At 42.8% G+C, this 25,004-nt stretch carries 25 protein-coding genes and 1 pseudogene; 14 read left to right on the plus strand and 12 right to left on the minus strand.

The annotated features are described in order from the left end of the window. Positions 1 to 62 precede the first annotated feature (62 nt). Together ACR63N_RS08830 and ACR63N_RS08835 are read right to left on the minus strand one after the other, a co-directional pair. A complete protein-coding gene (locus ACR63N_RS08830; protein ID WP_367104196.1) occupies positions 63 to 374 on the minus strand; it encodes a recombinase-like helix-turn-helix domain-containing protein in 312 nt (103 codons plus the stop codon). Positions 375 to 387: 13 nt separating this feature from the next. Beyond that, positions 388 to 711 (minus strand): non-heme iron oxygenase ferredoxin subunit, encoded by a 324-nt coding sequence (locus ACR63N_RS08835; protein WP_367104195.1) that lies wholly within the window; start codon positions 709 to 711, stop codon positions 388 to 390. A 518-nt stretch (positions 712 to 1,229) separates the two neighbouring features. Here ACR63N_RS08835 and ACR63N_RS08840 point away from each other — a divergent pair. Genes ACR63N_RS08840 through ACR63N_RS08850 form a run of 3 tightly spaced genes read left to right on the plus strand, consistent with a single transcriptional unit; the run spans position 1,230 to position 3,718 of the window. Next, positions 1,230 to 2,027, plus strand: a complete 798-nt coding sequence (locus ACR63N_RS08840; protein WP_367104194.1) for an IclR family transcriptional regulator — start codon at positions 1,230 to 1,232, stop codon at positions 2,025 to 2,027. A 40-nt stretch (positions 2,028 to 2,067) separates the two neighbouring features. Beyond that, on the plus strand, positions 2,068 to 2,847 hold the full coding sequence (locus ACR63N_RS08845; RefSeq protein WP_367107539.1) for a class II aldolase/adducin family protein: 780 nt from the start codon (positions 2,068 to 2,070) through the stop codon (positions 2,845 to 2,847). A 7-nt stretch (positions 2,848 to 2,854) separates the two neighbouring features. After that, positions 2,855 to 3,718 carry an alpha/beta fold hydrolase gene (locus ACR63N_RS08850; RefSeq protein WP_367107540.1) on the plus strand — a complete coding sequence of 288 codons (864 nt, stop codon included), beginning with the start codon at positions 2,855 to 2,857 and terminating at the stop codon, positions 3,716 to 3,718. Between the two features lie 21 nt (positions 3,719 to 3,739). Here ACR63N_RS08850 and ACR63N_RS08855 read toward each other — a convergent pair whose 3' ends face one another. The 4 genes from ACR63N_RS08855 to ACR63N_RS08870 form a co-directional block, all read right to left on the minus strand. Beyond that, positions 3,740 to 4,417, minus strand: a complete 678-nt coding sequence (locus tag ACR63N_RS08855) for a cupin domain-containing protein (RefSeq protein WP_367107541.1) — start codon at positions 4,415 to 4,417, stop codon at positions 3,740 to 3,742. 73 nt (positions 4,418 to 4,490) lie between these two features. Beyond that, complete coding sequence (arfB, locus tag ACR63N_RS08860) at positions 4,491 to 4,904, minus strand: alternative ribosome rescue aminoacyl-tRNA hydrolase ArfB (protein WP_367104190.1); 414 nt, start codon at positions 4,902 to 4,904, stop codon at positions 4,491 to 4,493. Positions 4,905 to 5,012: 108 nt separating this feature from the next. Beyond that, positions 5,013 to 5,876: an HpcH/HpaI aldolase/citrate lyase family protein gene (locus ACR63N_RS08865; RefSeq protein WP_367107542.1), complete on the minus strand. Its 864-nt coding sequence runs from the start codon at positions 5,874 to 5,876 to the stop codon at positions 5,013 to 5,015. A gap of 100 nt (positions 5,877 to 5,976) precedes the next feature. Further along, a complete protein-coding gene (locus ACR63N_RS08870) occupies positions 5,977 to 6,837 on the minus strand; it encodes a universal stress protein (RefSeq protein ID WP_367104188.1) in 861 nt (286 codons plus the stop codon). A 297-nt stretch (positions 6,838 to 7,134) separates the two neighbouring features. On the opposite strand from ACR63N_RS08870, the gene ACR63N_RS08875 reads away from it, so the two are divergent. Beyond that, positions 7,135 to 8,331, plus strand: coding sequence for an amino acid aminotransferase (locus ACR63N_RS08875; RefSeq protein ID WP_367107543.1), 1,197 nt, complete (start codon positions 7,135 to 7,137; stop codon positions 8,329 to 8,331). Positions 8,332 to 8,423: 92 nt separating this feature from the next. On the opposite strand, the gene nhaC is transcribed toward ACR63N_RS08875, so the two are convergent. Both nhaC and hppD read right to left on the minus strand, forming a co-directional pair. Continuing rightward, positions 8,424 to 9,815: a Na+/H+ antiporter NhaC gene (gene nhaC / locus ACR63N_RS08880; RefSeq protein WP_367107544.1), complete on the minus strand. Its 1,392-nt coding sequence runs from the start codon at positions 9,813 to 9,815 to the stop codon at positions 8,424 to 8,426. 154 nt (positions 9,816 to 9,969) lie between these two features. Then, a complete protein-coding gene (gene hppD, locus ACR63N_RS08885; RefSeq protein WP_367107545.1) occupies positions 9,970 to 11,070 on the minus strand; it encodes a 4-hydroxyphenylpyruvate dioxygenase in 1,101 nt (366 codons plus the stop codon). Between the two features lie 315 nt (positions 11,071 to 11,385). Between hppD and fahA the strand changes: the two genes are divergently transcribed. The 10 genes and pseudogenes from fahA to ACR63N_RS08935 all read left to right on the plus strand — a co-directional run bounded on the left by fahA (position 11,386) and on the right by ACR63N_RS08935 (position 20,685). Continuing rightward, complete coding sequence (gene fahA / locus ACR63N_RS08890) at positions 11,386 to 12,678, plus strand: fumarylacetoacetase (RefSeq protein WP_367107546.1); 1,293 nt, start codon at positions 11,386 to 11,388, stop codon at positions 12,676 to 12,678. Between the two features lie 177 nt (positions 12,679 to 12,855). After that, positions 12,856 to 13,431, plus strand: coding sequence for a VOC family protein (locus tag ACR63N_RS08895; protein ID WP_367104183.1), 576 nt, complete (start codon positions 12,856 to 12,858; stop codon positions 13,429 to 13,431). 57 nt (positions 13,432 to 13,488) lie between these two features. Further along, on the plus strand, positions 13,489 to 13,680 hold the full coding sequence (locus ACR63N_RS08900; protein WP_367107547.1) for a hypothetical protein: 192 nt from the start codon (positions 13,489 to 13,491) through the stop codon (positions 13,678 to 13,680). 178 nt (positions 13,681 to 13,858) lie between these two features. After that, positions 13,859 to 14,926, plus strand: coding sequence for a TRAP transporter substrate-binding protein (locus tag ACR63N_RS08905; RefSeq protein ID WP_472781887.1), 1,068 nt, complete (start codon positions 13,859 to 13,861; stop codon positions 14,924 to 14,926). Positions 14,927 to 15,215: 289 nt separating this feature from the next. Continuing rightward, complete coding sequence (locus ACR63N_RS08910; protein ID WP_367105914.1) at positions 15,216 to 15,656, plus strand: transposase family protein; 441 nt, start codon at positions 15,216 to 15,218, stop codon at positions 15,654 to 15,656. A gap of 8 nt (positions 15,657 to 15,664) precedes the next feature. Beyond that, a pseudogene (locus tag ACR63N_RS08915) lies at positions 15,665 to 16,048 on the plus strand (transposase family protein); the annotation flags it as partial. Next, positions 16,014 to 17,048, plus strand: coding sequence for a TRAP transporter substrate-binding protein (locus ACR63N_RS08920; protein WP_472781888.1), 1,035 nt, complete (start codon positions 16,014 to 16,016; stop codon positions 17,046 to 17,048). The pseudogene ACR63N_RS08915 and the gene ACR63N_RS08920, both read left to right, overlap by 35 nt. 58 nt (positions 17,049 to 17,106) lie before the next feature. Then, positions 17,107 to 17,595, plus strand: coding sequence for a TRAP transporter small permease (locus tag ACR63N_RS08925; RefSeq protein WP_472781889.1), 489 nt, complete (start codon positions 17,107 to 17,109; stop codon positions 17,593 to 17,595). Continuing rightward, positions 17,592 to 18,881 (plus strand): TRAP transporter large permease, encoded by a 1,290-nt coding sequence (locus ACR63N_RS08930; protein ID WP_298523247.1) that lies wholly within the window; start codon positions 17,592 to 17,594, stop codon positions 18,879 to 18,881. The genes ACR63N_RS08925 and ACR63N_RS08930 overlap by 4 nt, the downstream gene beginning before the upstream one ends. Before the next feature lie 118 nt (positions 18,882 to 18,999). After that, the gene (locus ACR63N_RS08935; RefSeq protein WP_472781890.1) at positions 19,000 to 20,685 is read left to right on the plus strand and encodes an arylsulfatase; all 1,686 of its coding nucleotides are present in this window, start codon (positions 19,000 to 19,002) and stop codon (positions 20,683 to 20,685) included. Between the two features lie 88 nt (positions 20,686 to 20,773). On the opposite strand, the gene ACR63N_RS08940 is transcribed toward ACR63N_RS08935, so the two are convergent. From ACR63N_RS08940 to ACR63N_RS08955, 4 genes are all read right to left on the minus strand, one after another. Continuing rightward, entirely contained in the window at positions 20,774 to 21,616 is an 843-nt protein-coding gene (locus tag ACR63N_RS08940; RefSeq protein WP_472781891.1) for an IclR family transcriptional regulator, read from the minus strand. A gap of 283 nt (positions 21,617 to 21,899) precedes the next feature. Continuing rightward, positions 21,900 to 22,958, minus strand: a complete 1,059-nt coding sequence (locus tag ACR63N_RS08945) for a TRAP transporter substrate-binding protein (protein WP_472781892.1) — start codon at positions 22,956 to 22,958, stop codon at positions 21,900 to 21,902. A gap of 94 nt (positions 22,959 to 23,052) precedes the next feature. Beyond that, complete coding sequence (locus ACR63N_RS08950) at positions 23,053 to 23,976, minus strand: flavin reductase family protein (RefSeq protein WP_367104157.1); 924 nt, start codon at positions 23,974 to 23,976, stop codon at positions 23,053 to 23,055. 69 nt (positions 23,977 to 24,045) lie between these two features. Further along, entirely contained in the window at positions 24,046 to 24,999 is a 954-nt protein-coding gene (locus ACR63N_RS08955) for a PDR/VanB family oxidoreductase (RefSeq protein WP_472782731.1), read from the minus strand. Positions 25,000 to 25,004 lie beyond the last annotated feature (5 nt).

Raw genomic sequence — 25,004 nt, forward strand, 5'->3', positions numbered from 1 at the left:
TACTCCCTGACTGATTTTTGCTTGGTTTCCCCATCACCTTACTTAGTGACCCAAACTAGTATTTAGTAACCCAACCGCTCCATTTCTCTTTCAAACGACTCGGGAGTAAATGGCTTACCATTCCCAAGTAGCATGCCTTGATTATTAAGAGCATCAACCACTTCTTCTAAAGTTTCAGCACCAGAGGAAAAGGCTGCGATTAGATTTTTTGCTAAAGACAACTCATAGTCAGTCGGTTCATGATCGCGGGTTTGCCAAACAATAAGTTTTGAGTCTCCTGGCACCTGAATATTATTAATACCAGCGTGCTTACTAGGTCTATGCTGCTTCCAGCTGACTAAACCTTCGTTATAGTGCTCGTTATCTAGTTGCATTGTATTCTCCCTGTTATTCGGATTTTTCGTCTTTGTCTTGCACGTATATCTTGTCGTCTTCGACCTTTACCGCATAACTGCATAGCCCGCGCTCAGCTGGACCTGATAGCAATTTTCCGGTTTTGATCTCAAAGATAGCTTCATGCAAAGGACATTCTATGGTGTCATCCTCAGCGAACCCATCTGTCATGATGGCGTAAGCATGCGGACATATATTCTCTAGGGCAAAGTACTCGTCTTCAACTTGGTAAATTCCGATCCTTTTACCATTAACCTCTACGCCTTTAGGGTCATCTTCGTTGACATCCGATACATCGCATACGTGTAACCAATCCATTTAACCATCCTTAGTCTTGTCATAAGCCTTGTAAGAAAGTTTTGCATGTAAAACTATATTTAATAGGTAAAACTTAATATAGCTTAGATTTTCTGTAGATGTCAACACTAAATTGCATAATATTTATATAAGTAAATACTTATAAAATAGCAATATAATCAATATCTTATAAATAACAAATAAATATTAAAAATTTAATTAACTTTTAAATATTAGTGAACACCACTATTATTTAGTTTAGAGTACAAAATATGGACTAAAGTTAAAGAGGATTAAACAATATAAAACGAGATAATGTAAAAACGCAGTGAACCAGTTTTCACCCTTGAAATAGGAATATGAAGAAATATATTTAGGCTGGATAAAAAAGGTTAAGTCTTTAGCAAATTTACTGCTATAAAGTGTATTGAAATAAACTGTATTGGCTCGCGTCTATTTAATGTTTAGACGTATAGAGACTGAGCTAAAGTACTACCTTATATGATAAAATCATCGCAACTAAATTTGAGAGATAGATTATGTCTATAGCATTATCTGATGATAAATACATGGTGAACAGTCTTCGCAATGGTTTGCTATTAATGGAATTATTTAACGACAATGGTATGACTGAGATGTCGCTATCACAGATTGCTGCAAGTTTAAACATTAACAAGTCTAGTGCCTACAGATTGTTATTTACTTTAGAGAAAATGGGCTACATAAAAAGAGACAGTAATAAAAACTACCAATTAGATATTAAGGTTGTCGATCTGTCTTACTCTTATTTAAGCTCCACTTCATTCAAACAAGAAGCCTATGCGGTTATGGAGCAATTGAAGAACGATACAGGAACAGCCGTACACCTATTTACTTTAGATGGTATAGACATCGTCAACTTGCAGAATATCCAGCCTTCGGGTAATTTTATATCAAGTATATTGCCAGGATTGAGATGGCCGGCCTATGCCACTGTGATTGGCCAAATACTATTGGGCAGTTTGTCTGATGATGAGATAAGACAAAGGTATAATGATTTTACAGATTGGAAAACTTATTCCGATGCTACTCCCAAAAATCTTGAGGAGTTGTTAGAAGCAGTAGATCACGCGCGGAAAAAACAACATCTGACCAGTTGGCAAAAATTTAATAATGATATGATTGCTTGCGCAGCACCAGTTAAGAATCGAGCTTCTAATGAAAATATTTACGCTTTATCCATTAGCTGTCCGGTAGATACCTTTACCCGTGATTATTTTGAGCAGCACATAACTTCTTTAGTAGTAGAGTCAGCCAATAAATTAAGCAAAATTTATAAACCTGAGTCCAGTTGGTAAGGGTATACTGACCCTATCTTCAACAGTAAAGGATGACACTATGACAAGCGATGCACTGACGAATAAAAAGGACAGTATAAAAACACAGGTAAGCGAACAAGAATGGCAAATGCGTGTCAATCTGGCCGCCTGCTACCGACTAATTGCTTTATACGGCTGGGATGATTTGGTGTTTACCCATATCTCTGCTCGCGTTCCCGATACTGAAGATGCGTTCTTGATTAATCCGTATGGATTATTATTTGAAGAGATTACCGCCTCAAACCTCGTTAAAGTCAATCAAGCGGGTGAGAAGATTGGCGCATCAGAGTACGATATTAATCCAGCAGGCTTTACTATTCATAGCGCGGTACATGAAGCACGTCATGATGCGCAATGCGTTATTCATTTGCATACTAGCGAAGGTGTTGCGGTATCCGCGCAAGAGCAAGGCCTCCTTCCCATCTCACAGCAATCTCTTTTTCCCTTGTCTAATTTAGCCTATCATGACTACGAAGGCGTCGCGCTTAATCCAGAAGAAAAGGTGCGTTTGGTCGCCAATTTAGGCGATGCCAATTTTATGATCCTGCGCAATCATGGCTTGCTTACGTGTGCCAGTACGGTGGCCGATGCGTTTTTATTTATGTACATCATGCAAAGAGCCTGTGAGGTCCAAATCAAAGCACAAAGCGGCGCTAGCACTTTGACTCATATACCGCCGCAAATATTAGCGGGCATTCAAGCAGCCTCACAAGCGGTGACCAAAGAGGCCGGCGGCGGTATCGCGTGGCCGGCGCTACTGCGCAAACTATACCGCACTGACCCCTCTTTTGCGGAGTAATACGGCGATGATAAGTCTTAAGGAGTGGGAGCAACAAGGACAGTATGAGAAGATAAAAGAGCGGCAAATCTTTACGCGTCAGGGCGGCGACAAGAACATGCCCGCTTTACTACTGATTCACGGCTATCCAAGTGCCAGCTGGGACTGGGAGGGTATGTGGGATGAGCTTACCGAGCGCTATTATGTGATTACCCTTGATATGCTAGGGTTTGGCTTGTCTGATAAGCCTAAAGACGCAAGTTATTTAATTAGCGAACAAGCTGATATTTTCGAGAGTTTTTTGCAAACCCTTGGCGTTAATAATTATCATATTTTGGCGCATGATTACGGCGATACCGTAGCGCAGGAGCTGTTAGCTCGGCAAGTTAATGGCAGTAGTAAGCTGACTATTCATAGTGTTTGTTTTCTAAATGGAGGTCTGTTTCCTGAGACGCACCGACCTATCTTAGTCCAAAAGCTACTACTGTCACCACTAGGACCCTTAGTATCTAAGCTAATTAGTAAGCAGAAATTTGCAGCCAATTTGCAACGCATATTCGGCCCGAAGACACCGCCAAATACTGAGGTCATCGATACCCTATGGCAGCTGCTCACGCACAATAACGGTCTGGGCGTCATGCATAAACTGATAAATTACATCCCGCAACGCAAAAAATATCGCAAGCGCTGGGTCGGAGCAATTATCGATAGCCCTGTACCTATCAAACTGATCGCTGGCGCCAAGGACCCCATCTCAGGGCAGCATATGATTGAGCGTTACCGCACCCTGATTCCTAATGCTAACATTACTGTCATGCCAGATTTGGGTCACTATCCCCAGATTGAAGATGCCGATGCCATTAGTACCGCTTATCTGCAATTTAGAGATTAAATAAAATAATTGGTATATGATTTATTGATTATTAATACCAATCACGTTTAATAGATGCCCCAACTTAAGATAGATAATGACGCCCTTTTTACCTGCTCTAATTTGCGTCTGCCCGCCTACCGGCAGACGTATCCAGCCGCCGCGCTGATAAGTCTGATCCTCATTGATCAGCTCACCTTCTAGTACCAACAGCTCAGCGCCGCCTTTTATAGTTTCGGCAAATAAAGCTTCATCTGCACGCAAACGCTGCAAGCTAACGTGTTCATAATCTGCTGCAAATAAAGGACAAATCTCGCGGCCGTCTTTCTTGTGCCAATTGTCATCATCGTTGGTATTGATAAAGACTTGACGGGTTTCATCAGACGGCATTTGCCATAGTTTGACGAAGATCACTGCGCCATCCTCACTAAATGGCATGTGCTTTGAGGTCGGTGGATTACGCAGATACCAGCCTGCCGGATAATGCTGATCGTCAGCAGAAAAAGTACCGGACAATACTAAAATCTCCTCACCGCCTGGGTGCTCATGACGGGGGAAATACGAGTTGGGTGCATAGCGTACTAGGCTGGTGGCGCGCGCTTTTTCTGCGCCAACGCGATCGAGCATTACTCGTTCGACTCCTTTTTGCGGTGACGGCGTCCATTGATATTTGTGCGGCGCAAGTGCCGCTGGTAGCGTAAAATCGGCATTGATTAACATAGATAAAATCCCAAACTATTTTAAATTGCAAAAATTAGAAAGATTACAGACCGTCAAAAATCTGCGAATTTATTTAAATATCAACCTTGCCTCGTAGCGCCTTAGTTCGGCCGCGCTGGACTTTTTTATCGACTCGTTTACGCTTAGCATTTCTGCTTGGTTTGGTAGGTTTGCGAGTTTTATGGACATAGGTAGCGTCTATGATAAAGCTTCTAAGGCGGTCAATGGCATCATCTCTATTGCGCTCTTGGGTGCGATGCTGCTGTGCTTTAATAACTAAGACGCCGTCTTTGGTAATGCGATTGTCTTTGCTATTTAATAAGCGCTGTTTATTAATATCGTTTAGACTTGAGGCATTGATATCAAAGCGCAGATGAATGGCGGAGGACACTTTATTAACGTTTTGCCCGCCTGCCCCTTGCGCGCGAATGGCGCTAATGTCTACCTCGTTGTCATCAAGACTAATGTTGTTATTTATAAATATCATAGTTTGTAGTTAATATAATTAGTGTGTGTTGGTTGTAATATGTATTGTATAAAAAATAGTTATTAGGGCAGCTTTATTATTCACAAGGTGGCGCTATTCATAAAAGGACTAATTGCCTAACAACTCCCGACAACGCGCAATCACTGGCGCATCCACCATATTACCATCTATTTTAAATACCGCCTGCCCGCTGCGCTCATACTCCTCCACTACCCGTTTGGCAAATTCTAGCTCCTCCAATGTAGGCTGTAGCGCTTGCTGAACGATAGCCACTTGCTTGGGATGAATACACAGCATTCCCGACATGCCCATCTGCGACCACAGTTGCACGCGCTGCGTGAGTCCTGCGCTGTCATTAAAGTCTGGATACACGGTATCAATAGGCGCTGATAATTGATGGACTTTTGAAGCAATAACGAGCTGATAGCGGATTTGATTGGCAACAATATCAGCGGCGTTGGTGTTGACCTGTACGCCTAAATCGTTGCATAAATCCAAAAACCCATAGCTAAAAGCGTAGATTCCTGAGGCTTTCGCCATGGTATCAAGGTTATACAGCCCTACTGCGCTTTCTATCAAGGCAATGACGGGTAATCCAATTTCTCGATTAACGTGCTCGATATCTGCCGCTTGTTCTGCTTTAGCTAATATGACTCCAGTAAGGCTTGGCAACTGCTGGCATAGTTTTAGGTCCTCAGCAAATTCGCTACTGCCCGCTTTATTAATGCGTAGCCAAAGCGGTTGGTTGCTTTCGTTACGGCTTTGACTGCTTATACTACTTTGACTAATGTTTTGCGCCTCAAAGTATTGCTTTAAATCTGCCTGCGCTTGCGCCTTGTCCTTGTCAGCAACTGCATCTTCCAAATCAACGATAACCGCGTCCGCGCCGCTAGCAAAAGCTTTTGAGATTAACTCTAATTTGGTAGCGGGCACGAACAGCCACGTTTTAATATTAGCAAAGCGACTGTTCATTAAAACTTGTTCTCCTATTGCTTATTGCACGTATCTGGTGCTCTGATGATGCTCTGATAAATAACTACTTAATTATTTACCCTCTAAAAACCTTAACTCACTAGTGCACTAAAATAATAGGCGAGACGGTATTGGCAATAAGTTTTGTTGTCGTGCTACCCAAAAATAATCGTTGCCATTTGGCATGTCCATAAGCGCCAATCACAATAAGATCGACATTATTGTCCGCCTGAAACCCTAATAACCCATCGACGACATCCATTTCAGGCAAGTGATGCGCGGCTACCTTAAATCCGGCTGCATCTAACTGGGCAGCGGCGGCAGCTAAAATATTTTTGGAGTTGCTATTATTATGACCCACCATGACGATATGACCTTGCATTCCTCTTAGTACTTCACTTCTTGCAATTTTTTGGGTGGCTTTGATCGCAGTTTTGCTAGCGTCAAACGCAACCATGTACGATTGAGGCGTTTTAAAGTCCTCTGAGCAAATCAAAATCGGCGTACTTGAGGCTCGAGCAACGGTTTCGATTTGGCTACCAATATTGATTTGACTGCCTTTATGATCCTCTCCGCGTCGTCCCATAACCAGCGCACGATTTTGGGTTTTGAGGAGTTCGATAGCTGGCAATAGCTTACCGCGGCTTTGGTGAGTTTTAACTTCTACATCAGAGTGACTATTGATATAGCTTTTTGCATCATGTATTAGTGCCTTACTGTAGCTTTCAGCAATCTCGGCTCTTTGCTCATCCATCTGTGTTAATGCAAATAATAAATCGCGGCGACTATGAGCACCTATTGCCTTTGATAAATCGCGCCTTGCGGTGTCGGGAACATCAATAACGTTTAGTACAGCAACGGGTATGTTCAATCTACCAGCATACCATGCTGCATAGTCACAGACCGATTCAGTGACTGCCGATCCATCGACACAAGCTAAAATGTGCTGTTGTGTTGTCATAGTCTATCCTTAAATGTTTAATTAAATAATAGATTTTGAGCCTTTAAAAGATTTTTGGTTAAATATTACTTTAATAATAACACCCATTAATGTTCTTATTAAATAACTTTTAATAAGTATTTAAATTCCTGTTTAACAAATATTTAATAATAATCTACTAACTATCTAAAGCCCTATCAAAGCATCTATAATCAACTTATCAGTACAGTAAATAAATCTAGCATTGAATGCCTACTGAATGTAATTTATGATCTTAAGTAGTTGCATTTATTTTATAAAAAACAATAGGAAAACAAGATGTTTAAAGACGTCGATTATTACGCAGGCGACCCGATTTTAGGGCTGGTAGATAAATTCTTTGCCGATAGCAATCCCAACAAAGTCAATCTAAGCATCGGTATCTATTACGATGAAGACAGCAAACTACCCGTACTTGAGTGCGTAAAAACGGCTGAGCAGCGCATTGCTGATCCCATCACGCCAAGGCCTTATTTGCCGATGGCAGGACTACTTGGACATCGCTTAGGTTGTCAAAACTTGCTATTCGGTAAAGACGCACCAGTTTTACAACAAGGACGCGTGGCGACTATCGCGACCATTGGCGGCTCGGGCGCTTTAAGAGTCGGCGCGGAATTTATTCATAGATGGTTTCCAAAGTCAAAGTGCTATGTGAGCGACCCGACTTGGGGCAACCACATTGCTATCTTTGAGGGTAGCGGTATTGAGGTCGGTAGTTATCCTTATTACGATAAAGCCAATAGTCGCATTAAGTTTGATGAAATGCTTGAATTTATCGAAAAACTAAACAAGCATGACGTGGTACTTTTGCATCCTTGCTGTCATAACCCGACAGGCATGGACTTAACGCGTGAACAATGGGATAAAGTATTAGAGGTGATTAAGCAGCGTGAGCTTATTCCCTTTATGGACATCGCTTATCAAGGTTTTGGCGAAGATATGGACAGTGACGCTTACGCCATTCGTAAGGCCGTCGATATGGGATTACCGGTATTTGTCAGCAACTCATTTTCTAAGAATTTATCGTTATACGGCGAGCGCGTTGGCGGCTTATCGGTTGTTTGTCCAAGTGCTGATGAAGCCGAGCGCGTCTTTGGACAACTTAATTTTGTGGTACGTAGCATCTACTCAAGCCCGCCGTCACATGGTGGTCATGTAGTCGATATCGTCATGAACGATGACAAATTATATCAGCAGTGGGTGGGCGAAGTTTACGGCATGCGCGATCGCATCAAGGCCATGCGCCTCAAGCTTAAATCAGTGCTAGAAGCCAAACTGCCTGAGCAAAATTTTGATTATATTACCCGCCAAAACGGTATGTTTAGCTTTACTGGACTTAACCCTGAGCAAATTGAGCGTTTACAAAGCGAGTTTGGCGTTTATCTGATCTCTAATTCACGCATGTGTATAGCGGGATTAAACGTCGATAACATCGATTATGTCGCTAACGCTATGGTTGAGGTTTTAAAAGAGTAGCCATTTGCATAAATTTTTATTTAATAATGACAAAGGTATTATTTAACTTATAAAAGAGCGGCTTATCTTCGAATAAGCCGCTCTTTTTATCTCTATAAGCTGTTATCTGCTTTACTAATCGTTATCCCAGTAAAACCAAACAACAAGGTCAATAATAAAGACAAATAGCAGAAAAAAGCATAGGGCAGATAATCAAGCACCGGTACGCCTAAAGCTTGACTGATAAACACCCCGCACACGCTCCAAGGCACGAGCGGATTGATAACCGTACCCGCATCTTCAATAGTGCGAGATAAGTTTTTAGGATGTAGATTGAGTCGCTCAAAGGTTGAGCGAAAAGCGGTGCCTGACAATAGCAAACTTAAATACTGCTCACCAATGAGTACATTGATGCTAAGCGCTGACATAGCAGCGGCGAATATAGCGCGGCCTGAGCTAGTCAAATGATCTTTGATACCTGATAACAAGGCAGGCAAAATCCCTAAAGCGCTAAGAAGTCCGCCAAGGCTAAGTGCTAGTATCACGATAGTTTGGGTGAAAAACATACTTTGCACGCCGCCGCGAGACAGTAACCCGCCCACTTCTCCTAAATCTAAGGATTCAGCTGGCGTATAACCGGCAAAAAAATAGCCACCAAGCTGCTCAATAGAGGGCGTGCTATGCAGATAAGTGATGATTAAGGCGACGATTATAGTACAGATAATGGTATAAATAGCATTGACTCGAAATACGGCTAGTCCTACTAATACCAAAAATGGTAGCACCGCATAACCCTGTACCAAACCGCTATCAATCAATTGTCCTTGCAGTACTTGCACTTGACTGAGATCAGAGCTAACCGTTTGTCCGGAGAAAAACCAAAATAGCGCTACCGTAATGATCCATGCAGGGACGGTGGTGTACATCATGTTGCGAATGTGGGCGAATAAATCAATACCTACAACTGATGAGGCAATGGTACAGGTATCAGATAACGGCGACATTTTGTCCCCAAAGAAGGCCCCTGATACTATTGCCCCTGCTGCAATAGCGACATTGGCATCAAAGGCATTACTCATACCAATAAAAGCCACACCCAACGTAGCCGCTGTGGTCAAACTACTGCCCAAAGCTATCCCAATAATCGAGGTCAGCACAAAGGCGGAGATATAATAGAACTCAGGCGATATCATCTCAAAGCCATAATACATGATGGTCGGTATTGCTCCAGACATCATTAACGCGGCAATCATTAAGCCAATAAAGAAGAATAGATAAATAGCCCCGATACCACTCATGACCCCTTCGGCCATTTTTGCCTGCATATCGTTAAAGCTAAGCTTCTTAAACAGACCAATAGCCAACAAAAAACAAATAGCTAGTATCAATGACAAATGAGGTACCCAGCCAAAACCTATCATAGTCACACCCATGATAGCGATAACTAGCGCTGCTATGGTAAAGGCGAGCTTGGGCGAAAACTGAGTCAATGTTTCTGACAGCATAAGGTATCCTTATATCTAATATGATTTATTATCTCAACTCAGTAGCGCTTTACCATATTAGCGCGAAACTTTGTCAGGTTTTACTGCACATCAATCACCTGCCTTCATCGTTTATGTGGCAGGCTATTAAGCTAAGTCTTATCAACCAATACCTTTAATCTGTCTCGCTCTCAGACTGACCAACAGCGCCGCGGCGCACTTGATCGCGCTCAATTGATTCAAATAGCGCCTTAAAGTTACCCTCGCCAAAGCCTTCATCATAATCGCCTTTACGTTGGATAAATTCAAAGAATACAGGGCTACCTAAGATAGGCTCAGAGAAAATCTGCAATAGCAAACGCGGCGTACCACCTTCTGTGGTGCCATCTAATAAAATACCTCGAGTTTGTAAGTCAGAGACTTTTTCGCCATGATTAGGCAAACGCTCATCAAGCATCTCATAATAAGCGGCGGTAGGCGCAGTCATCAAAGGAATGCCTGCCTCTTTTAGCTTGTCGATACTGGCAAGCAAATCGTCGCTTGCCAGCGCAATATGCTGAATGCCCTCGCCATTAAAGCTCATAAGGTACTCTTCGATTTGACCACCGCCCTGTTTAGCCTCTTCATTTAAAGGAATGCGAATCTTGCCATCAGGCGCGGTCATAGCTTTACTGGTCAGCCCCGTATATTCGCCTTTGATATCAAAATAGCGAATCTCACGAAAGTTGAATATGCGCTCATAAAATTTCGCCCAATAAGTCATTCGGCCACGATAAACATTATGGGTTAAATGATCAATAACCTTAAAGCCATGACCAACAGGACGTCGATCAACCTCTGGGAAAAATACAAAATCCACATCATAAATAGATTCGCCGTCTTTAAAGCGATCAATCAGGTAGATAAGTGAGCCGCCAATACCTTTAATGGCCGGCAACCTTAGCTCCATCACTCCTGTAGGTACCTCAATCGGCTGCGCACCATTTTCAATTGTCATCTCGTAGGCTTTTTTAGCGTCTTTAACCCGAAAGCCCATGCTACAAGCACCTGCCCCATGCTCTTCTACAAAGTAGCTGGCTTGGCTTCTAGGTTCACGGTTCAAGATAAGATTGATATCACCTTGACGGTACAAAGAGACATCCTTTGATCTATGGTTAGCGACGTGGGTAAATCCAAGCTGCTCAAATAGCGCTTCTACTGCCTCAGGATCAGGTGAGGCGAACTCAACAAAGTCAAAACCTTGTAGACCCATTGGGTTTTCGAATAAATCTACCATGGTCATCTTCCTTAATTTTAATTGATGGTGTGGGAAACATTATAAATCAATAATAACCAGTTTTAGATCTTTATTAAATGCCCAATTTATACTTTAATAATAAGACCAAATGATTATAAGCACGAGTCAACCATTTAAACGACATATAAATATAATTTATAACTGTTACCTTATAGTATATATTCATATAATCACATCAAAAGGTATAAAATTCTTGCAATCTAATTCACTATAAATTACATTATAAGAAACAGATTAACTATACCGTAATAATTCATCTTATTTTAATCCGTCTTACTTAAGCAAGGAGCTATTATGTCAACGATTGACACCAACCTTTCATCATTTATCGACATTGCGTCCGATTCTGACTTCTCCATTCATAATCTGCCTTATGGCATCTTTAGTGAAACTGCTGATGGCACGCGCCGTGCTGGTGTAGCTATTGGTGAACATGTCTTGGATTTATCTGTTCTTGAAAAAGAAGGTTTGCTCAAAATAGACGGTGGTAGCTATTTTGATCAGCCCACGCTAAATGCCTTTATTGATTCTGGTCGGGACAATTGGACTCATGCGCGTAAAGCCATTCAGTCTTTGCTTTCTGCTGACAACGATGCTTTACGTGACAATCAAGACTTGCAGAAAAAAGCTCTATTTAAGCAAGCGGACGTAACTATGCATTTGCCTGTCCATGTGCCAGGCTATACTGATTTTTATTCCTCTAAAGAGCATGCAACCAACGTTGGTACTCTATTTCGTGACCCCAACAATGCCCTACTGCCCAACTGGAAAGAGATGCCAGTCGGCTATAATGGTCGCGCCAGTACAGTCTTTGTAACCGGTTCAACAGATATTATTCGCCCCTCAGGTCAGCTTAAGCCCAATCCTGATGAGCGGCCTATTTTTGCCCCTTGTAAGCGCCTTGACTTCGAGCTTGAGACTGCCTTTATTGTCGGTAAACCTAACAAGATTGGTGAGCCTATAGCTGTCGAGGATGCTTGGGATCATATCTTTGGTATGGTGTTATTTAATGATTGGTCAGCACGCGATATTCAAAAGTGGGAATATGTCCCGTTAGGACCTTTTAATGCCAAAACTTTTGCCTCTGAGATCTCTCCTTGGATCGTTACTATGGATGCGCTAGCGCCTTTTAAAACTGAGCTGCCCACGCAAGATCCAAAGCCACTGGCTTATCTACGGGAGACAAAATCTGATAGCAGCTTTGATATCAATCTCTCAGTGGAGCTGCTGGCAGAGAATGATGATAGCGCTACGGTCATTGGTGAAACCAACTTTAAATATATGTATTGGTCGATGGCGCAGCAATTGGCTCATCACACCATTACAGGTTGTAAGGTAGAAGTCGGTGATATGATGGGTTCTGGCACTATCTCAGGTCCAACGCCTGACTCTTATGGCTCGATGCTGGAGATTGCTTGGAATGCGACCAAACCTGTTGAGCTTAAGAGCGGTGAGACCCGCACCTTTATCGAAGATGGCGATACCGTTATTATGAAAGGTTATAGCGAAAAAGACGGTGTCCGTGTTGGCTTTGGTGAAGTACGCGGTAAAGTACTACCTGCCTTAGATTTTAATTTCGACACATAAATTTTGTATAAAACAGGCGTAAGACGATCAACTACTATCGTCAATAATGGTTCATAACGATAGTTTTTCTATTTGAGTTAGATGACTAGAGTGATTTTTGGTAACTCTTAATAACAGTAACTCTTAATAGCTTTAGAATCAGCTCAAAGTTTTACGCCCTATCAAAAGGATATTGATATGAGCTTTAAAATAGAAAAAATTCATCATGTGGCTTACCGCTGTAAAGACGCTAAAGAAACAGTGGAATGGTACCAAAAACATTTAAACATGGATTTCGTGCTAGCTTTTGCTGAAGATCATGTGCCATCTACCAAAGCTTTTGATCCTTATATGCATGTATTTTTGGACTCAGGCAATGGTAATGTCTTAGCATTTTTCGAAGTACCTAATCAGCCTGAGATGGGGTTTGATCCCAACACTCCAAGTTGGGTTCAGCATTTAGCGCTTAAAGTAAAAGATCGTGACGAGCTCATGGCTGCCAAAGAGCATCTAGAGTCAGCTGGCATTGATATCGTTGGGGTTACCAATCATGGTATTTTCCACTCCATTTATTTCTTTGATCCTAATGGTCATCGTTTAGAGCTGACCTACGACGATTCTGCAGCAGAATCAAAGATCTCTATGATCACCGAAGAGATGAAGCACGATATGCTCGATGAATGGTCACGCACCAAGCGTGCCCCCGCGCATACGCAGTTTTTGCATGCCGATGAGCTTGAGGAAGCTAAAAAGCATGTACCTATAGGTGAATAAGCTGTATTACTAGCGATACTTTAAAAACTTCTGCAGCCGTTTAAAAGGACTTTAAACATGCATATTCCGTCACAAATGCCTAGGCAGTCATTGTATTTTGACTATCAAGTCTATCCCTATTTTTATAGTCAACAGGATATCCAATCCGACGACCAGACCGTTACCATAGTTGGTGCCGGTCTCATAGGCATGACTACGGCGATTATGCTGGCTAAATATAGTGTTAAAGTTGTTTTGTTAATAGCGTGAACTGTTTTTAGTAAAGTTGACAGTATTAAATGCGAACATTTTAAGTGACAAAGTTAAGTCACAAAGAGAGCTTTATTACCATAATTAATCAAGCTTTAATGTTTGAGGATTAATTGACCTCAATCATATGACTATCAAGCATGACGATAAAAACCAACCATCAAGAAAGGACTCTAGGATGAAAACTAAACTATCTACTTCAATATCACTAGCTACGGTAATGACCCTCTCTGGACTGGCATTGTCAGCTTGCTCCAATAACGATCAAGCCGCTTCAGCCGATGGCGGCGCAGATGAGGTTACGACTCTTAGATTCTCTCACTTTATGACCGCTAACGACAATATCAATACCGAAGGTTTTGAGCCTTGGGCGCGCAAGATTGAAGAGGACTCAAATGGTCGCCTAAAAGTTGAGATTTATCCTTCTGCTACCTTGAGTAAACCCGGTGCCACTTATGATGCTGCTGCCAAAGGTACTGTTGATATTGGTATGCAAGTACAGGGTTATACTGCTGGGCGTTTTCCTTTGACTCAAGTTGTGGAGCTACCGGGCATCTCTAACACTGCTGAAGAGCAAACGTGTATCTTGTATGAGCTATATAATAACGGTGCGATCTCTGACGAATATGAAGACACACATCTGTTATCGTTAATGGGCTCAGGACAGGGCGCGCTACACACCACTGATCAGCCTATTCGTACCCCAGAGGATATGAAAGGTCTGCGTATTCGTCAGCCTTCTGTAGTTGCCACTCACGTCATCGATGCTATTGGTGCCGCTCCTGTCGGTATGCCTGCTAGTGATACTTACACCTCAGTACAACGCGGCGTCATTGATGGCCTAGCCTTTACTTGGCAGCCTATTCAAGCCTTCCGTCTTGATGAGCTACTTAATCATCATACCAATATCCCTTTTTATAACTCAACCTTTGTAGTGACCATGAATAAGGATAAGTACGAAAGCCTTCCTGAAGATCTTCAAAAGGTTATCGATGACAACTCAGGCATAGAGATGTCAACTCGTATCGCCAGAATCTTTGACGAAAGTAATGAAGCCGCGATGGCAGCCGCTCGGGAGAAAGGCGATACCATGATCGATATTCCTGATCCTTTGAATGATCCTAATTGGAGAGAGCCATTATTACAAGGCACGCAAAGTTATCTTGACGAATTAGCAGAGCTTGGTCTTGACGGTGAAGGCGTTTATGAGCAAGTAAAAGCCGCTAGTGTTGGCTGTAAAGTTTAATCCAAGAACCAAGGTCGAATAATTATAAATGTAGCGCTATGTTTTTGCGTAGATATTCGACCACTAAAGATCACCCATCAGGAAAGGATTCTATGATGAAAACCAAACTTTGTGAAACTAGGCTTTGTAAAACTAAGCTCTACAAACATAAGCCCTCTACTAGAATCACTTTGGCTACTGTAATTGCTGTGTTCGGCATGACCTTAGCGGGTTGCTCTAATAATAGACCTCTTGCAAAAGTAGTTTTAAGACACAACGTATATCATTGAACTTTAATGGTTTAACAAATATGCCAGACATAACCAAACTACTCAAACAAAGTGATGCAGGTTTTAAGCGCTACACTGGTATTCATAAAACTACCTTTCAAGCAATGCTTGAGGCTATGCAAGATCATGAATCCTCTAAGACTAAGTCAGGACGTCCCAGTGATCTTAGTTTAGAGGCACAAATACTGCTAGCACTAACTTATTGGCGCGAATATCGAACGCTTTATCATATTGGCATAGACTTTGGTATTCATGAATCATCTGCCAGTCGCATTGTTCATAAAGTAGAAAACGTTCTGATAAACTCAGGTCAGTTTGACTTACCAAGAAAATTACCACGCGGCAATGGTGAAGACGTCAATTGGTCAGCGGTTATAATCGATGCTACTGAGACTCCCATTGAGCGTCCAAAAAAAACCAAAGCGACTACTACAGTGGAAAAAAGAAGCGACATACCTTAAAAGCACAGCTTATTGTACATTGGAAAACGGGTCTGATACTTGATGTTCAAACCTCCAAAGGCTCAGTACATGACTTTAGATTATATAAAGAGACGTCTCCAAAATGGCTACCTAAAAATACTTGCTTCATGGCAGACAGTGGCTATCAAGGCATAGCTAAGCTACATAAGCGAACCTTTATACCATTTAAGAAACCTAAAGGTAGCCGACTCATCGAGATTGCAAAACAAGCCAATCACTATCTAGCTAAGTTTCGTATTCTAGTCGAGCACAAAATAGGTTTAATTAAATTGTTTAAAATCATAGCTGAACGCTATCGAAACAGACGTAAGCGCTATGATCTAAGAATGAAGCTGTTTGCTGGTATTGTTAACTTCGAGAATAGCCTGTGACTTTCGCAAGAGGTCTAATGAGCAAACCGCTACCAACGGTGGTTCAGATGAAGTCACTACGCTTAGATTTTCTCACTTTCTGACGGCCACTGACAATATCAATACCGAAGGCTTTGAGCCTTGGGCGCAAAAGATTGAAGAGGAGTCAAATGGTCGCCTAAAAGTTGAGATCTATCCCTCCTCCACCTTAAGTGAGGCAGGCGCTACTTATGACGCGTCTGCTAAAGGGACTATCGATATCGGTATGCAAGTACAAGGTTATACCGCTGGGCGTTTCCCACTCACACAAATAGTAGAGCTGCCCGGTATATCTAACACCGGACAGCAGCAAACCTGCATCCTATATAAGCTCTATGATGATGGTGTCATCTCAGATGAATACGCCGATACCCATCTCATATCTTTAATGGGCACAGGACAAGGTGCACTGCATACTGTGGACACACCTATTCGCAAGCCTGAAGATATGAAAGGTATGCGTATCCGCCAGCCCTCTGTGGTTGCAAGCCACGTTATCGATGCTCTAGATGCAGCTCCTATTGGTCTGCCTATGGGTGATGTTTATACTTCATTGCAGCGCGGCGTCATCGATGGCATGGCCGTCACGTGGCAACCTATTCAGGCTTTTCGTCTCGATGAGATGCTCAATACTCATACCAATATTCCCTTTTATAACTCCACGATTGTAATGTCTATGAATAAGGACAAATACAACAGTCTACCTGACGACCTTAAAAAGGTTATCGACGATAATTCCGGAATAGAGGTGTCCACTCGTATCGCCAAGATCTTTGATGATAGCAATGCCGAAGTTATGGCTGCAGCTCGCGCTAGAGGCGATACGATGATCGATATCCCTGATCCTTTGAATGATCCTGATTGGAGAGAGCCTCTACTCGATGGCACTCAAAGATATCTTAATGAAGTTGCAGAAAAAGGTTTGGACGGTGAAGCGGTTTACGAGCAAGTAAAAGCCGCGAGCGCCGCCTGCAAAGTCTAACTTATTAGAGGAACCCCTTATGAGCGCTATGGTTAGCCTCAGCACCCTCATCTCCCGAGTGTGTCAATTCATCGGCGGCATCAGTCTGGTTATCATTGTCTTGGTCACCATTCTTGATGTTGTCGCCCGTTACATCTTCAAGCTTACCGGCGGCGAGATTGGCTTTACCGTCAAAGGTAGCGTTGAGATCGTCTCCTACTTTATGCTCTTTGCCCTACTAGCCGCCTTTGCCGCCTATGTCGAGCGCTCGCAAATCATCGTCGACGTCTTCACCCAAAAGATGTCCAAAGCCGTCAAAGGCTACATGATGGGCGTCTTTATGATGGGCTTTTTCTTACTGGGCATTGTTTTTGCCTGGGGTCTGTATGAAAGTGCCATAGACGCCATGGAATTTGGCAAAGTTACCCAAGATTTGCGCATCTCCATGATGCCCATCTATCTTATCAGTTCAGTACTGAGCGTTTTGCTTGCCATTCGCTCTTTGATCGAATCCATCAACATCTTTAAAACAGGCGAATTCTATGACGCCGAGGAGACCGGCGCATGAGTCCAGAAATTATCGGAGCCATTGGCCTATTGGTCATGATTATACTCGTCGTGGTTCGCGTCCCAGTGGCGCTTGCCATGCTTAGCGTCGGTCTAGTGGGTTTTGGTGCCGTCACCACCCCTGATGGCGCCCTGCAGATGCTCAAAGACATCCCCGTAGATGTCCTTGCCAAATACGACTTTAGTGCCATACCTTTATTTATTTTGATGGGGGTGTTTGCCACCCACTCCGGTATGGCCGGTAAACTGTTTGACTCCACCCGTACCATCTTTGGCGGGGTCAGAGGCAGCTTGGGGATTGCCGGTATCGGCTCCTCCGGTATCTTTGCCTCCATCTCAGGGTCGTCCTTAGCCACCGCCTCAACTATGACAAGGGTAGCCTTGCCGCAGATGGAGAAGTACGGCTACAAGCCCGGCTTTGCCTGCGGTATCTTAGCCGCGGGTGGTACTTTGGGTATTATGATCCCGCCCAGTATTGCCCTACTGGTCTATGCCATCTTAACCGAGCAGTCGGTGGGCGATATGTTTATCGCCGGCTTCTTGCCCGGTATCCTTGGCATGGTCATGTACTCTTTAACCGTGATGATCATGGTGCGCTGGAAGCCGCATTTGGCGCAGCGCGGCGAGAAGACCTCCTGGAAAGCGAAGATATTATCCTTGACCGGTCTGATTCCCTTTGGTTTTATCTTTGTGATTATCATCGCTGGTATCTTCTTTGGTCTGTTTACTCCAACCGAAGGCGCAGCAGTGGGTGCGTTTGCCTCATGGGCGTATGCCGCAGCCAAAGGGATGCGCCTGCAAGGTTTAAAGCAGTCGTTGGTTGAGACCTTGGCGTTGTCAGCGGTGGTGTTCTTTATGCTCTTAGGTGCAGAAGCGCTGGGCTACTTTATCTCGGTGTCGCGTCTGTCGTATTCCCTAGCGTCCTGGATTGGGGGATTGGCGGTCAGTCCGATGGTGGTGCTACTGGCAATCTTGCTGATGTACTTCCTTTTGGGTTTGTTTATGGATGCCTTAGCGATGCTGGTGATTACCATTCCGGTGGTGTTCCCTATTATTCTTGCCTTAGGGTTTGATCCGGTCTGGTTTGGGATTGTGGCGGTATTGACGGTGGAGCTGGGACTGATTACGCCGCCGATGGGGATGAATATCTTTGTGATTAAGGCGGTGGCGCCGCATATTAAGCTTAGTGAGATGTTTCGGGGGGTGGCACCGTTCATTGTCTCGGACTTTATACGGCTGGCTATTCTAGTCGCTTTCCCGGCGATCTCCCTGACGTTGCTTGGGTAGTACTGCCTCTTCAATAACCTTATAGATAGTGATTTATAGCTAATTTATAAATCACTATTTTCAAGATACCACTACCAATGGATTTAAACTGACTTAACATAATATAAGGATGTAAGTAATGAGTGTTTTTAATCATAAACTAATGATAGGCTCAGGGGTAGTACTGACCGGAATGTCGGCGGGTCATGCAGCTACTGCTACTGATCTTGTTTCTAATACTGACAACCAAAAACCGCCTAACGTTCTAGTTATTATGGCTGACGATTTGGGGTTTTCGGACATCTCTCCTTATGGCGGCGAGATCCAAACTCCCAATCTTCAAATGCTAGCAGAAAACGGTGTAAGCTTTACTGATTTTTCGGTGACGCCCTACTCTGCTCCTTCAAGAGCCGCTTTTTTGACGGGTTCAGATCCGCATGAAGTCGGCTTAGGTAATTTATTTGTATTCAATACACCTGAGCAAAACGCGGACCCTGATTATGTCGGTCATCTCAATGATAAAGCACTGACCATTGCACAGCGCTTACAGCAAGCGGGCTATTATACGGTAATCTCTGGTAAATGGCATTTGGGTACTGAAGAGGAAGACGCACCTATCAACTGGGGCTTTGATGAGTCTTTTGTCTATCTAAAAGGTGATGGTAATCATTATAAACGTGATAATTATCCAGACGGTCCTGATGGCGATCAGCCCTATCGCCTAAATGGCGAGCTTACTGAGCTACCCGATGATTTTTACTCATCGACCTCTTATGCTGATTTTCTGATGGAATCTTTAAATACTCGTCCAGACGACAAGCCTTTCTTTGCTTATCTACAGTTCACCGCCCCGCATTCGCCTTTGCAAGCACCGCGCGAAGACATAGAAAAGTACAATAACTATTATCAAGACGGACCACGCGCGCTTGCCGAGCAGCGTTTCGAGAATGCCAAAAAGCTAAACTTTATTCCCGAGTCTGCTAAGCAGCCGACCATGGTAGCCTATCCTGAATGGGACAGCTTTAGCGAGGAGGACAGACAAAAAGAGATCAAGCGTATGCAGATCTATGCAGCGATGATTGATAATATGGATACCAATATTGGCAGAGTCCTAGCTAATCTTGAAGCCAAAGGTGAGCTGGATAACACTTATATCTTCTTCTTTTCAGACAATGGCGCTGCTGGTAAATACCGCGAAACCGCTGGGCGCTGGAAAGACTGGGTCAATAACGACCATGATAACTCGCTTGAGAATATGGGTAATTATGATAGCTATGTGTCGCAAGGACTAGGCTGGGCACAAGCGTCTAACATGCCTTTTGGTCTTTTCAAAGGTTATACTTCTGAGGGCGGCATGCGCTCGCCTTTAATAGCTAGCGGTCCTAACATCCCTAAAGATATGGTATCTGGTAAATATAGTAATCTGATGGATTTAGCGCCTACTATTTTGGATATCACTGGCGTACAAAAAACGACGCCTAAAGGCAAAGCGCCATTAGATGGTGAAACGTTGATACCGGAATTAATGCAGCCCAACGTTCAATCACAAGGTCCTTATGAAGCTGAGGTGCTAGAAATGAACGGCGCTAAAACGGTGCGTTTTGGAGATTTCAAAGCACTGGCGAACACCCATAGGTTTTCAGGACTAGATGATGGTGATATACCAACGCAGCAATGGCAGCTGTATAATCTGGCTCAAGACCCAGGCGAAACCACTGATATCTCTGATCAATATCCGGGTATATTAGACAGTCTAATTGCATATTATAACGATTATGCTGAAGATGTTGGTGTGGTAGAGGTATCGCCTACTAGTAAGCAGTAAGGTTAAACTTTTTTATTTAGTTATCAGACTTTTGATTACTAGTTTATTGATGATCAAATGCTCTAATTATCAGATGGCTTAACTACAATTAGGCCATTTGATAACGCTGGGCGATAGACAATATTCGATTTGCCATTTGATATTGCTCTTTTGTCGGCAGTTGTTCAGTAGTGCCAATGATTGTAATCGCATATTCTAATGGTTTAATCTTGGCAGAAAGACTGTCGTTGGTAGTATTTGTAGTAGCAGATGAGATTATAGGTATGCTAATGGCATTAATACCCATTAGCAAAACGCCCGTTACTGTAGCATAGCCTTGCTTGCGAATTGTGGTCCGTAATCTAATAAAATTATCCCACTGCTCAGATAACTCAGTTTTACTATTTTTAGGAGCAGGTAGGCTATTATTACTATTCTGCCATTCTGCAAATATCAAAGGCTTAATGATAGTGTCCGGCTGATAGCTGGCAAATAACCTACCCGTCGCAGAAGTTGTCAATGGCATACGTGAGCCTATACGAGTAATGATGCTAATGGGACTGTCAGGTTCAACCAATTGAATAACGATTGGACCATCGCTGAACCATTTGGCAATTTGTACTCCGCAGTTTAGAGTGTTCTTGATCTCGTTGGCGACTTGAGTTAAGCGCTCAAGGATATTATTTTGACTGATTCCAGTATATCCTAAGGCACTAATCCGATCTCCAAGCCTATAACGTCCATCATCAAGCTGGCGAGCATAGCCCTTACGAATAAGGCTAACCAAGTAACGATGAGATTTTGCAGCAGGCATTTGCATTGCATGAGCGATATCTTTTAACATCATAGGTTCGTTGCGATCTATGAGAACATCTAGTATTGACAACCCAATCTCAAGAGACTGAATGCCACTTTGATTCTTATTAGTTATTACAGCGTTGTTTGATGACATGGTTTGCTCGGTTAATAAGGATAAATTAAACCGCAATATAGCTTTACTTATATTCGATGGTCTGAATTATGCTAGATTTAAGGCACCAATTAAAGTAAAAATTGGTGCCTATCCTGCAAACAGAATATCTATAATTATAGCAAACTCTTGCTTTTAGAAGGAGTTGAAAGCAGTCTATTAGTGTTGTTTAACAATGTACTTAGCATTATCAAAAATAAGGTAATAGGGTATGTTAGCTGAACAGCTAAATAAAGGAAGGATTTACAACTCTAAAAGTGTTTTGTTAAACTCTACAAGCCGCACTGGCAGCTTTAGCTTTTTCATAAACCCCATCAGCATCTAAACCTAGAGCATTAACGTCGGCAAGATACTTTTGCGTGCCATTTTCCAAAGGATCTCTCCAGTCGGGATCATTTAAGGGGTCCGGAATTTCTATAATTTCATGGCCTGAATCTTTCGCATTTTGTACCGCGCTTTTATCTTCTGCATCAAGAATTTCACCCACCTTTTTAGCAAGCGCCATCCCTGAATTATTATCAATAATTCGCTTTAAGTCATCAGGTAGACGCTCATATTTATCCTTGTTCATAGTCACCATTGCAGCAGAGCTATAAAAAGGTATATTGGTGTGATATTTTGTAATCTCACCAATTTTAAAAGTATCTATCGCGCCCCAAGGTAGACTTAACCCTTCAATAACGCCGCGCTGCAAAGACGTATACACATCATTAACCGGTAACCCTACAGGCGACGCTCCCATACTCTCAATAATGTTTGCGGCCACCGATGAAGGATGACGTATCCGCATACCTTGCATATCTTCAGGAGTCTGGATCAGCTTATTGGTACTATGAAGCGCGCCAGGTCCAGCACCATACATAAACAGGAGGTGTGAATCTTCATACTCACTGGCAATACTGCCTTCATCGTAAAGAGTTTGCAGGATACAGCCCATTTGTGTGGCTGAGCTGGATAGACCCGGAAGCTCTGCAATTTGAGTTAAGGGAAAACGACCACTGGTGAAACCATGAGCCTGAGAACCAATATCAACCGTTCCTTTTACCGCAGCATCATAGGTAACCTCAGGCTTACTAAGTGTGGCTGAAGGATATAATTCAACCTTCAAACGACCATCAGAATCCGTTTCTATTTGCTTAGCCCAAGGCTCAAATACCTCTTTACTCATATTGGAAGTAGCAGGCCAATAGTATGAAAAGCGCAACGTCGTCGTGTCTTGCGCGGCATTAGTGGCGCTATCATCATCAGTGTCAGATGGATTAGAACAACCCAATAGACTAACAACGGCCAACACCCCGATCGTACAAAGTGGCGTTAATTTCATTATCAATTCCTTTTGACGATTAAAATTAATTTCATAAAATAAACAAAGAATGAGTGTAACCATACTCAGTGTATGATTATTTTATTAAAAGTATTTAGAATAACTTACGTAAGGTTCTCTTCATCTCAGCATAACTGTTATCGTCAACACGATTTGACACTTCTTGTTTATACTCCTTTTCAATCATTAATAATTTTTGTGCTATTTGCATACCTTTATCTGTCAATTGAACGGTTTCATTGTCGAAGTGTATGTTGGAACCGATACTAGCTAAAGTGTCTAACAAAGCATCTCTAGGTTGCATGACAAAACCTTCCAAAACATCTAACGATAAAGGCTGGCCATCAGCAAGACAAGCATAAATACGCCACATATCTGGACTTACTCCGGTGGCCGTATTTAGGCGCTGGTAAAAAACCTCGCTTAACTGATTATAGGCTGCTCTTAGTAAATAAAGTAGGTGATCATCCAAAAACTCTCGTTGGCCGATGGTCTCCATTTGATTCGCATCTAACGAATTATTTAATGAATCATAATGCGGGCTAGCTTGTGCATAAGACCCTTGAGAAAAAACGAGTGGTCGCTCATTTTCAGTGATCTTATAGTCAATAACTTCTCCTACCATAATAAGATGGTCACCGCCTTCATAAATACTCCAGTTTTTACATTGAAGCTGTGCCAGTGCTTCAGGCAATAAAGGACTGTCTCCTAAACCATTGGTATATTCAAACCCATGAAACTTATCTTCGCCGCGTCCAGCAAACCGGTTTGAGAGCGCAATTTGCTGATCACTTAAAATATTGACGGCAAAATAATCACAATCTTTGAAAGCCTCTAAGCTATAAGCGCCTTTGTCAATACTCCACAAAATAAGTGCAGGATCAACAGAGACTGAATTAAAACTACTGGCCGTCATGCCTATCGGTGCGCCTTCAGCGTTGCGAGTGGTAATAACCGTAACGCCGGTCGGGAACTGACTAAAAACTTGGCGCAGCGCTTTAGGTTCAAAAGTTGGCATGGTGTTCTCCTAGAAGCCAATTAATAATAACAGTCAAGCAACATTATTATCTCTATATTATGAACAAAATTAGATATCTAAAATCAGCGTAGATGACTTAGAACGTGAACAGCAAACTGCAATTTGATCGTTATCGGCTTTTTCTTCATCGGTTAAAAACTGATCTCTATGGTCAGGAACGCCTTCGATAACATCACAAATACAAGTACCGCATATTCCTTGCTCACAAGACACCTCTACTTTTATCCCAGCATCGGCTAATGCTTGGACAATCGTTTGACTCTCTGATACGGGAATGGTTTTACCGCTTTGCTCAGCAATCACCGTAAACGCTTCACCACTACTATCAATCTCTACATTAAAATATTCGCAGTGTATGTTGCTATCATCAAAACCTAGCTCTCTTGCCGAATCCATCACCCAATCCATGAAACCTGAGGGACCACAAGTATAAAGGTGTGTATTAGGCGCAGCTTCACCAAAATCTACAGCTGGATTCAAGCGCTGCGCGTCGTCTAAATCATCACAATGCAGCTTTAAAGCATCACCAAACTCCCGTTGTAATTCATCCAAAAACGCTACATTTTCGTGCGCCCGTACGCAATAATGTAAATCAAATGATTTGCCAGCAGCTTTAAGACTATGCGCCATTGCGACCATCGGCGTAATACCAATGCCCCCACCTGCCAAGATACTGTGCTCTGCAGTCATATCTAAAGGAAATAAATTATTGGGTTCAGTGATGGTAATTGTATCTCCCGCTTGTAGCTCATCGTGAATGGCGATCGAGCCGCCCCGAGATTTGGGATCTTTTAGGATACCCAAGCGATAAAATCCGGTCTCGCTTGGCGAGCTACAAAGCGAATATTGGCGAATCGTATGATCATTAATATGGACATCAATGTGCGCCCCTGCATCAAACTTAGGCAAAAGCGAGCGATCTGGCTTCACCAAAGTCAATGCTATCGTGTCAGAAGATAAAGCTTGTCGTTCGGCAATCGTTACCGTTATCAAATTTTTCATCATCT

The organism is Psychrobacter sp. M4, assembly GCF_055699795.1.

Bases quoted from the DNA above. Each gene is read 5' to 3' on its own strand.
- ACR63N_RS08830 (WP_367104196.1), bottom strand. From the start codon at position 374: ATGCAACTAGATAACGAGCACTATAACGAAGGTTTAGTCAGCTGGAAG.
- ACR63N_RS08835 (WP_367104195.1), bottom strand. From the start codon at position 711: ATGGATTGGTTACACGTATGCGATGTATCGGATGTCAACGAAGATGAC.
- ACR63N_RS08840 (WP_367104194.1), top strand. From the start codon at position 1,230: ATGTCTATAGCATTATCTGATGATAAATACATGGTGAACAGTCTTCGC.
- ACR63N_RS08845 (WP_367107539.1), top strand. From the start codon at position 2,068: ATGACAAGCGATGCACTGACGAATAAAAAGGACAGTATAAAAACACAG.
- ACR63N_RS08850 (WP_367107540.1), top strand. From the start codon at position 2,855: ATGATAAGTCTTAAGGAGTGGGAGCAACAAGGACAGTATGAGAAGATA.
- ACR63N_RS08855 (WP_367107541.1), bottom strand. From the start codon at position 4,417: ATGTTAATCAATGCCGATTTTACGCTACCAGCGGCACTTGCGCCGCAC.
- arfB (WP_367104190.1), bottom strand. From the start codon at position 4,904: ATGATATTTATAAATAACAACATTAGTCTTGATGACAACGAGGTAGAC.
- ACR63N_RS08865 (WP_367107542.1), bottom strand. From the start codon at position 5,876: ATGAACAGTCGCTTTGCTAATATTAAAACGTGGCTGTTCGTGCCCGCT.
- ACR63N_RS08870 (WP_367104188.1), bottom strand. From the start codon at position 6,837: ATGACAACACAACAGCACATTTTAGCTTGTGTCGATGGATCGGCAGTC.
- ACR63N_RS08875 (WP_367107543.1), top strand. From the start codon at position 7,135: ATGTTTAAAGACGTCGATTATTACGCAGGCGACCCGATTTTAGGGCTG.
- nhaC (WP_367107544.1), bottom strand. From the start codon at position 9,815: ATGCTGTCAGAAACATTGACTCAGTTTTCGCCCAAGCTCGCCTTTACC.
- hppD (WP_367107545.1), bottom strand. From the start codon at position 11,070: ATGGTAGATTTATTCGAAAACCCAATGGGTCTACAAGGTTTTGACTTT.
- fahA (WP_367107546.1), top strand. From the start codon at position 11,386: ATGTCAACGATTGACACCAACCTTTCATCATTTATCGACATTGCGTCC.
- ACR63N_RS08895 (WP_367104183.1), top strand. From the start codon at position 12,856: ATGAGCTTTAAAATAGAAAAAATTCATCATGTGGCTTACCGCTGTAAA.
- ACR63N_RS08900 (WP_367107547.1), top strand. From the start codon at position 13,489: ATGCATATTCCGTCACAAATGCCTAGGCAGTCATTGTATTTTGACTAT.
- ACR63N_RS08905 (WP_472781887.1), top strand. From the start codon at position 13,859: ATGAAAACTAAACTATCTACTTCAATATCACTAGCTACGGTAATGACC.
- ACR63N_RS08910 (WP_367105914.1), top strand. From the start codon at position 15,216: ATGCCAGACATAACCAAACTACTCAAACAAAGTGATGCAGGTTTTAAG.
- ACR63N_RS08930 (WP_298523247.1), top strand. From the start codon at position 17,592: ATGAGTCCAGAAATTATCGGAGCCATTGGCCTATTGGTCATGATTATA.
- ACR63N_RS08935 (WP_472781890.1), top strand. From the start codon at position 19,000: ATGAGTGTTTTTAATCATAAACTAATGATAGGCTCAGGGGTAGTACTG.
- ACR63N_RS08940 (WP_472781891.1), bottom strand. From the start codon at position 21,616: ATGTCATCAAACAACGCTGTAATAACTAATAAGAATCAAAGTGGCATT.
- ACR63N_RS08945 (WP_472781892.1), bottom strand. From the start codon at position 22,958: ATGAAATTAACGCCACTTTGTACGATCGGGGTGTTGGCCGTTGTTAGT.
- ACR63N_RS08950 (WP_367104157.1), bottom strand. From the start codon at position 23,976: ATGCCAACTTTTGAACCTAAAGCGCTGCGCCAAGTTTTTAGTCAGTTC.
- ACR63N_RS08955 (WP_472782731.1), bottom strand. From the start codon at position 24,999: ATGAAAAATTTGATAACGGTAACGATTGCCGAACGACAAGCTTTATCT.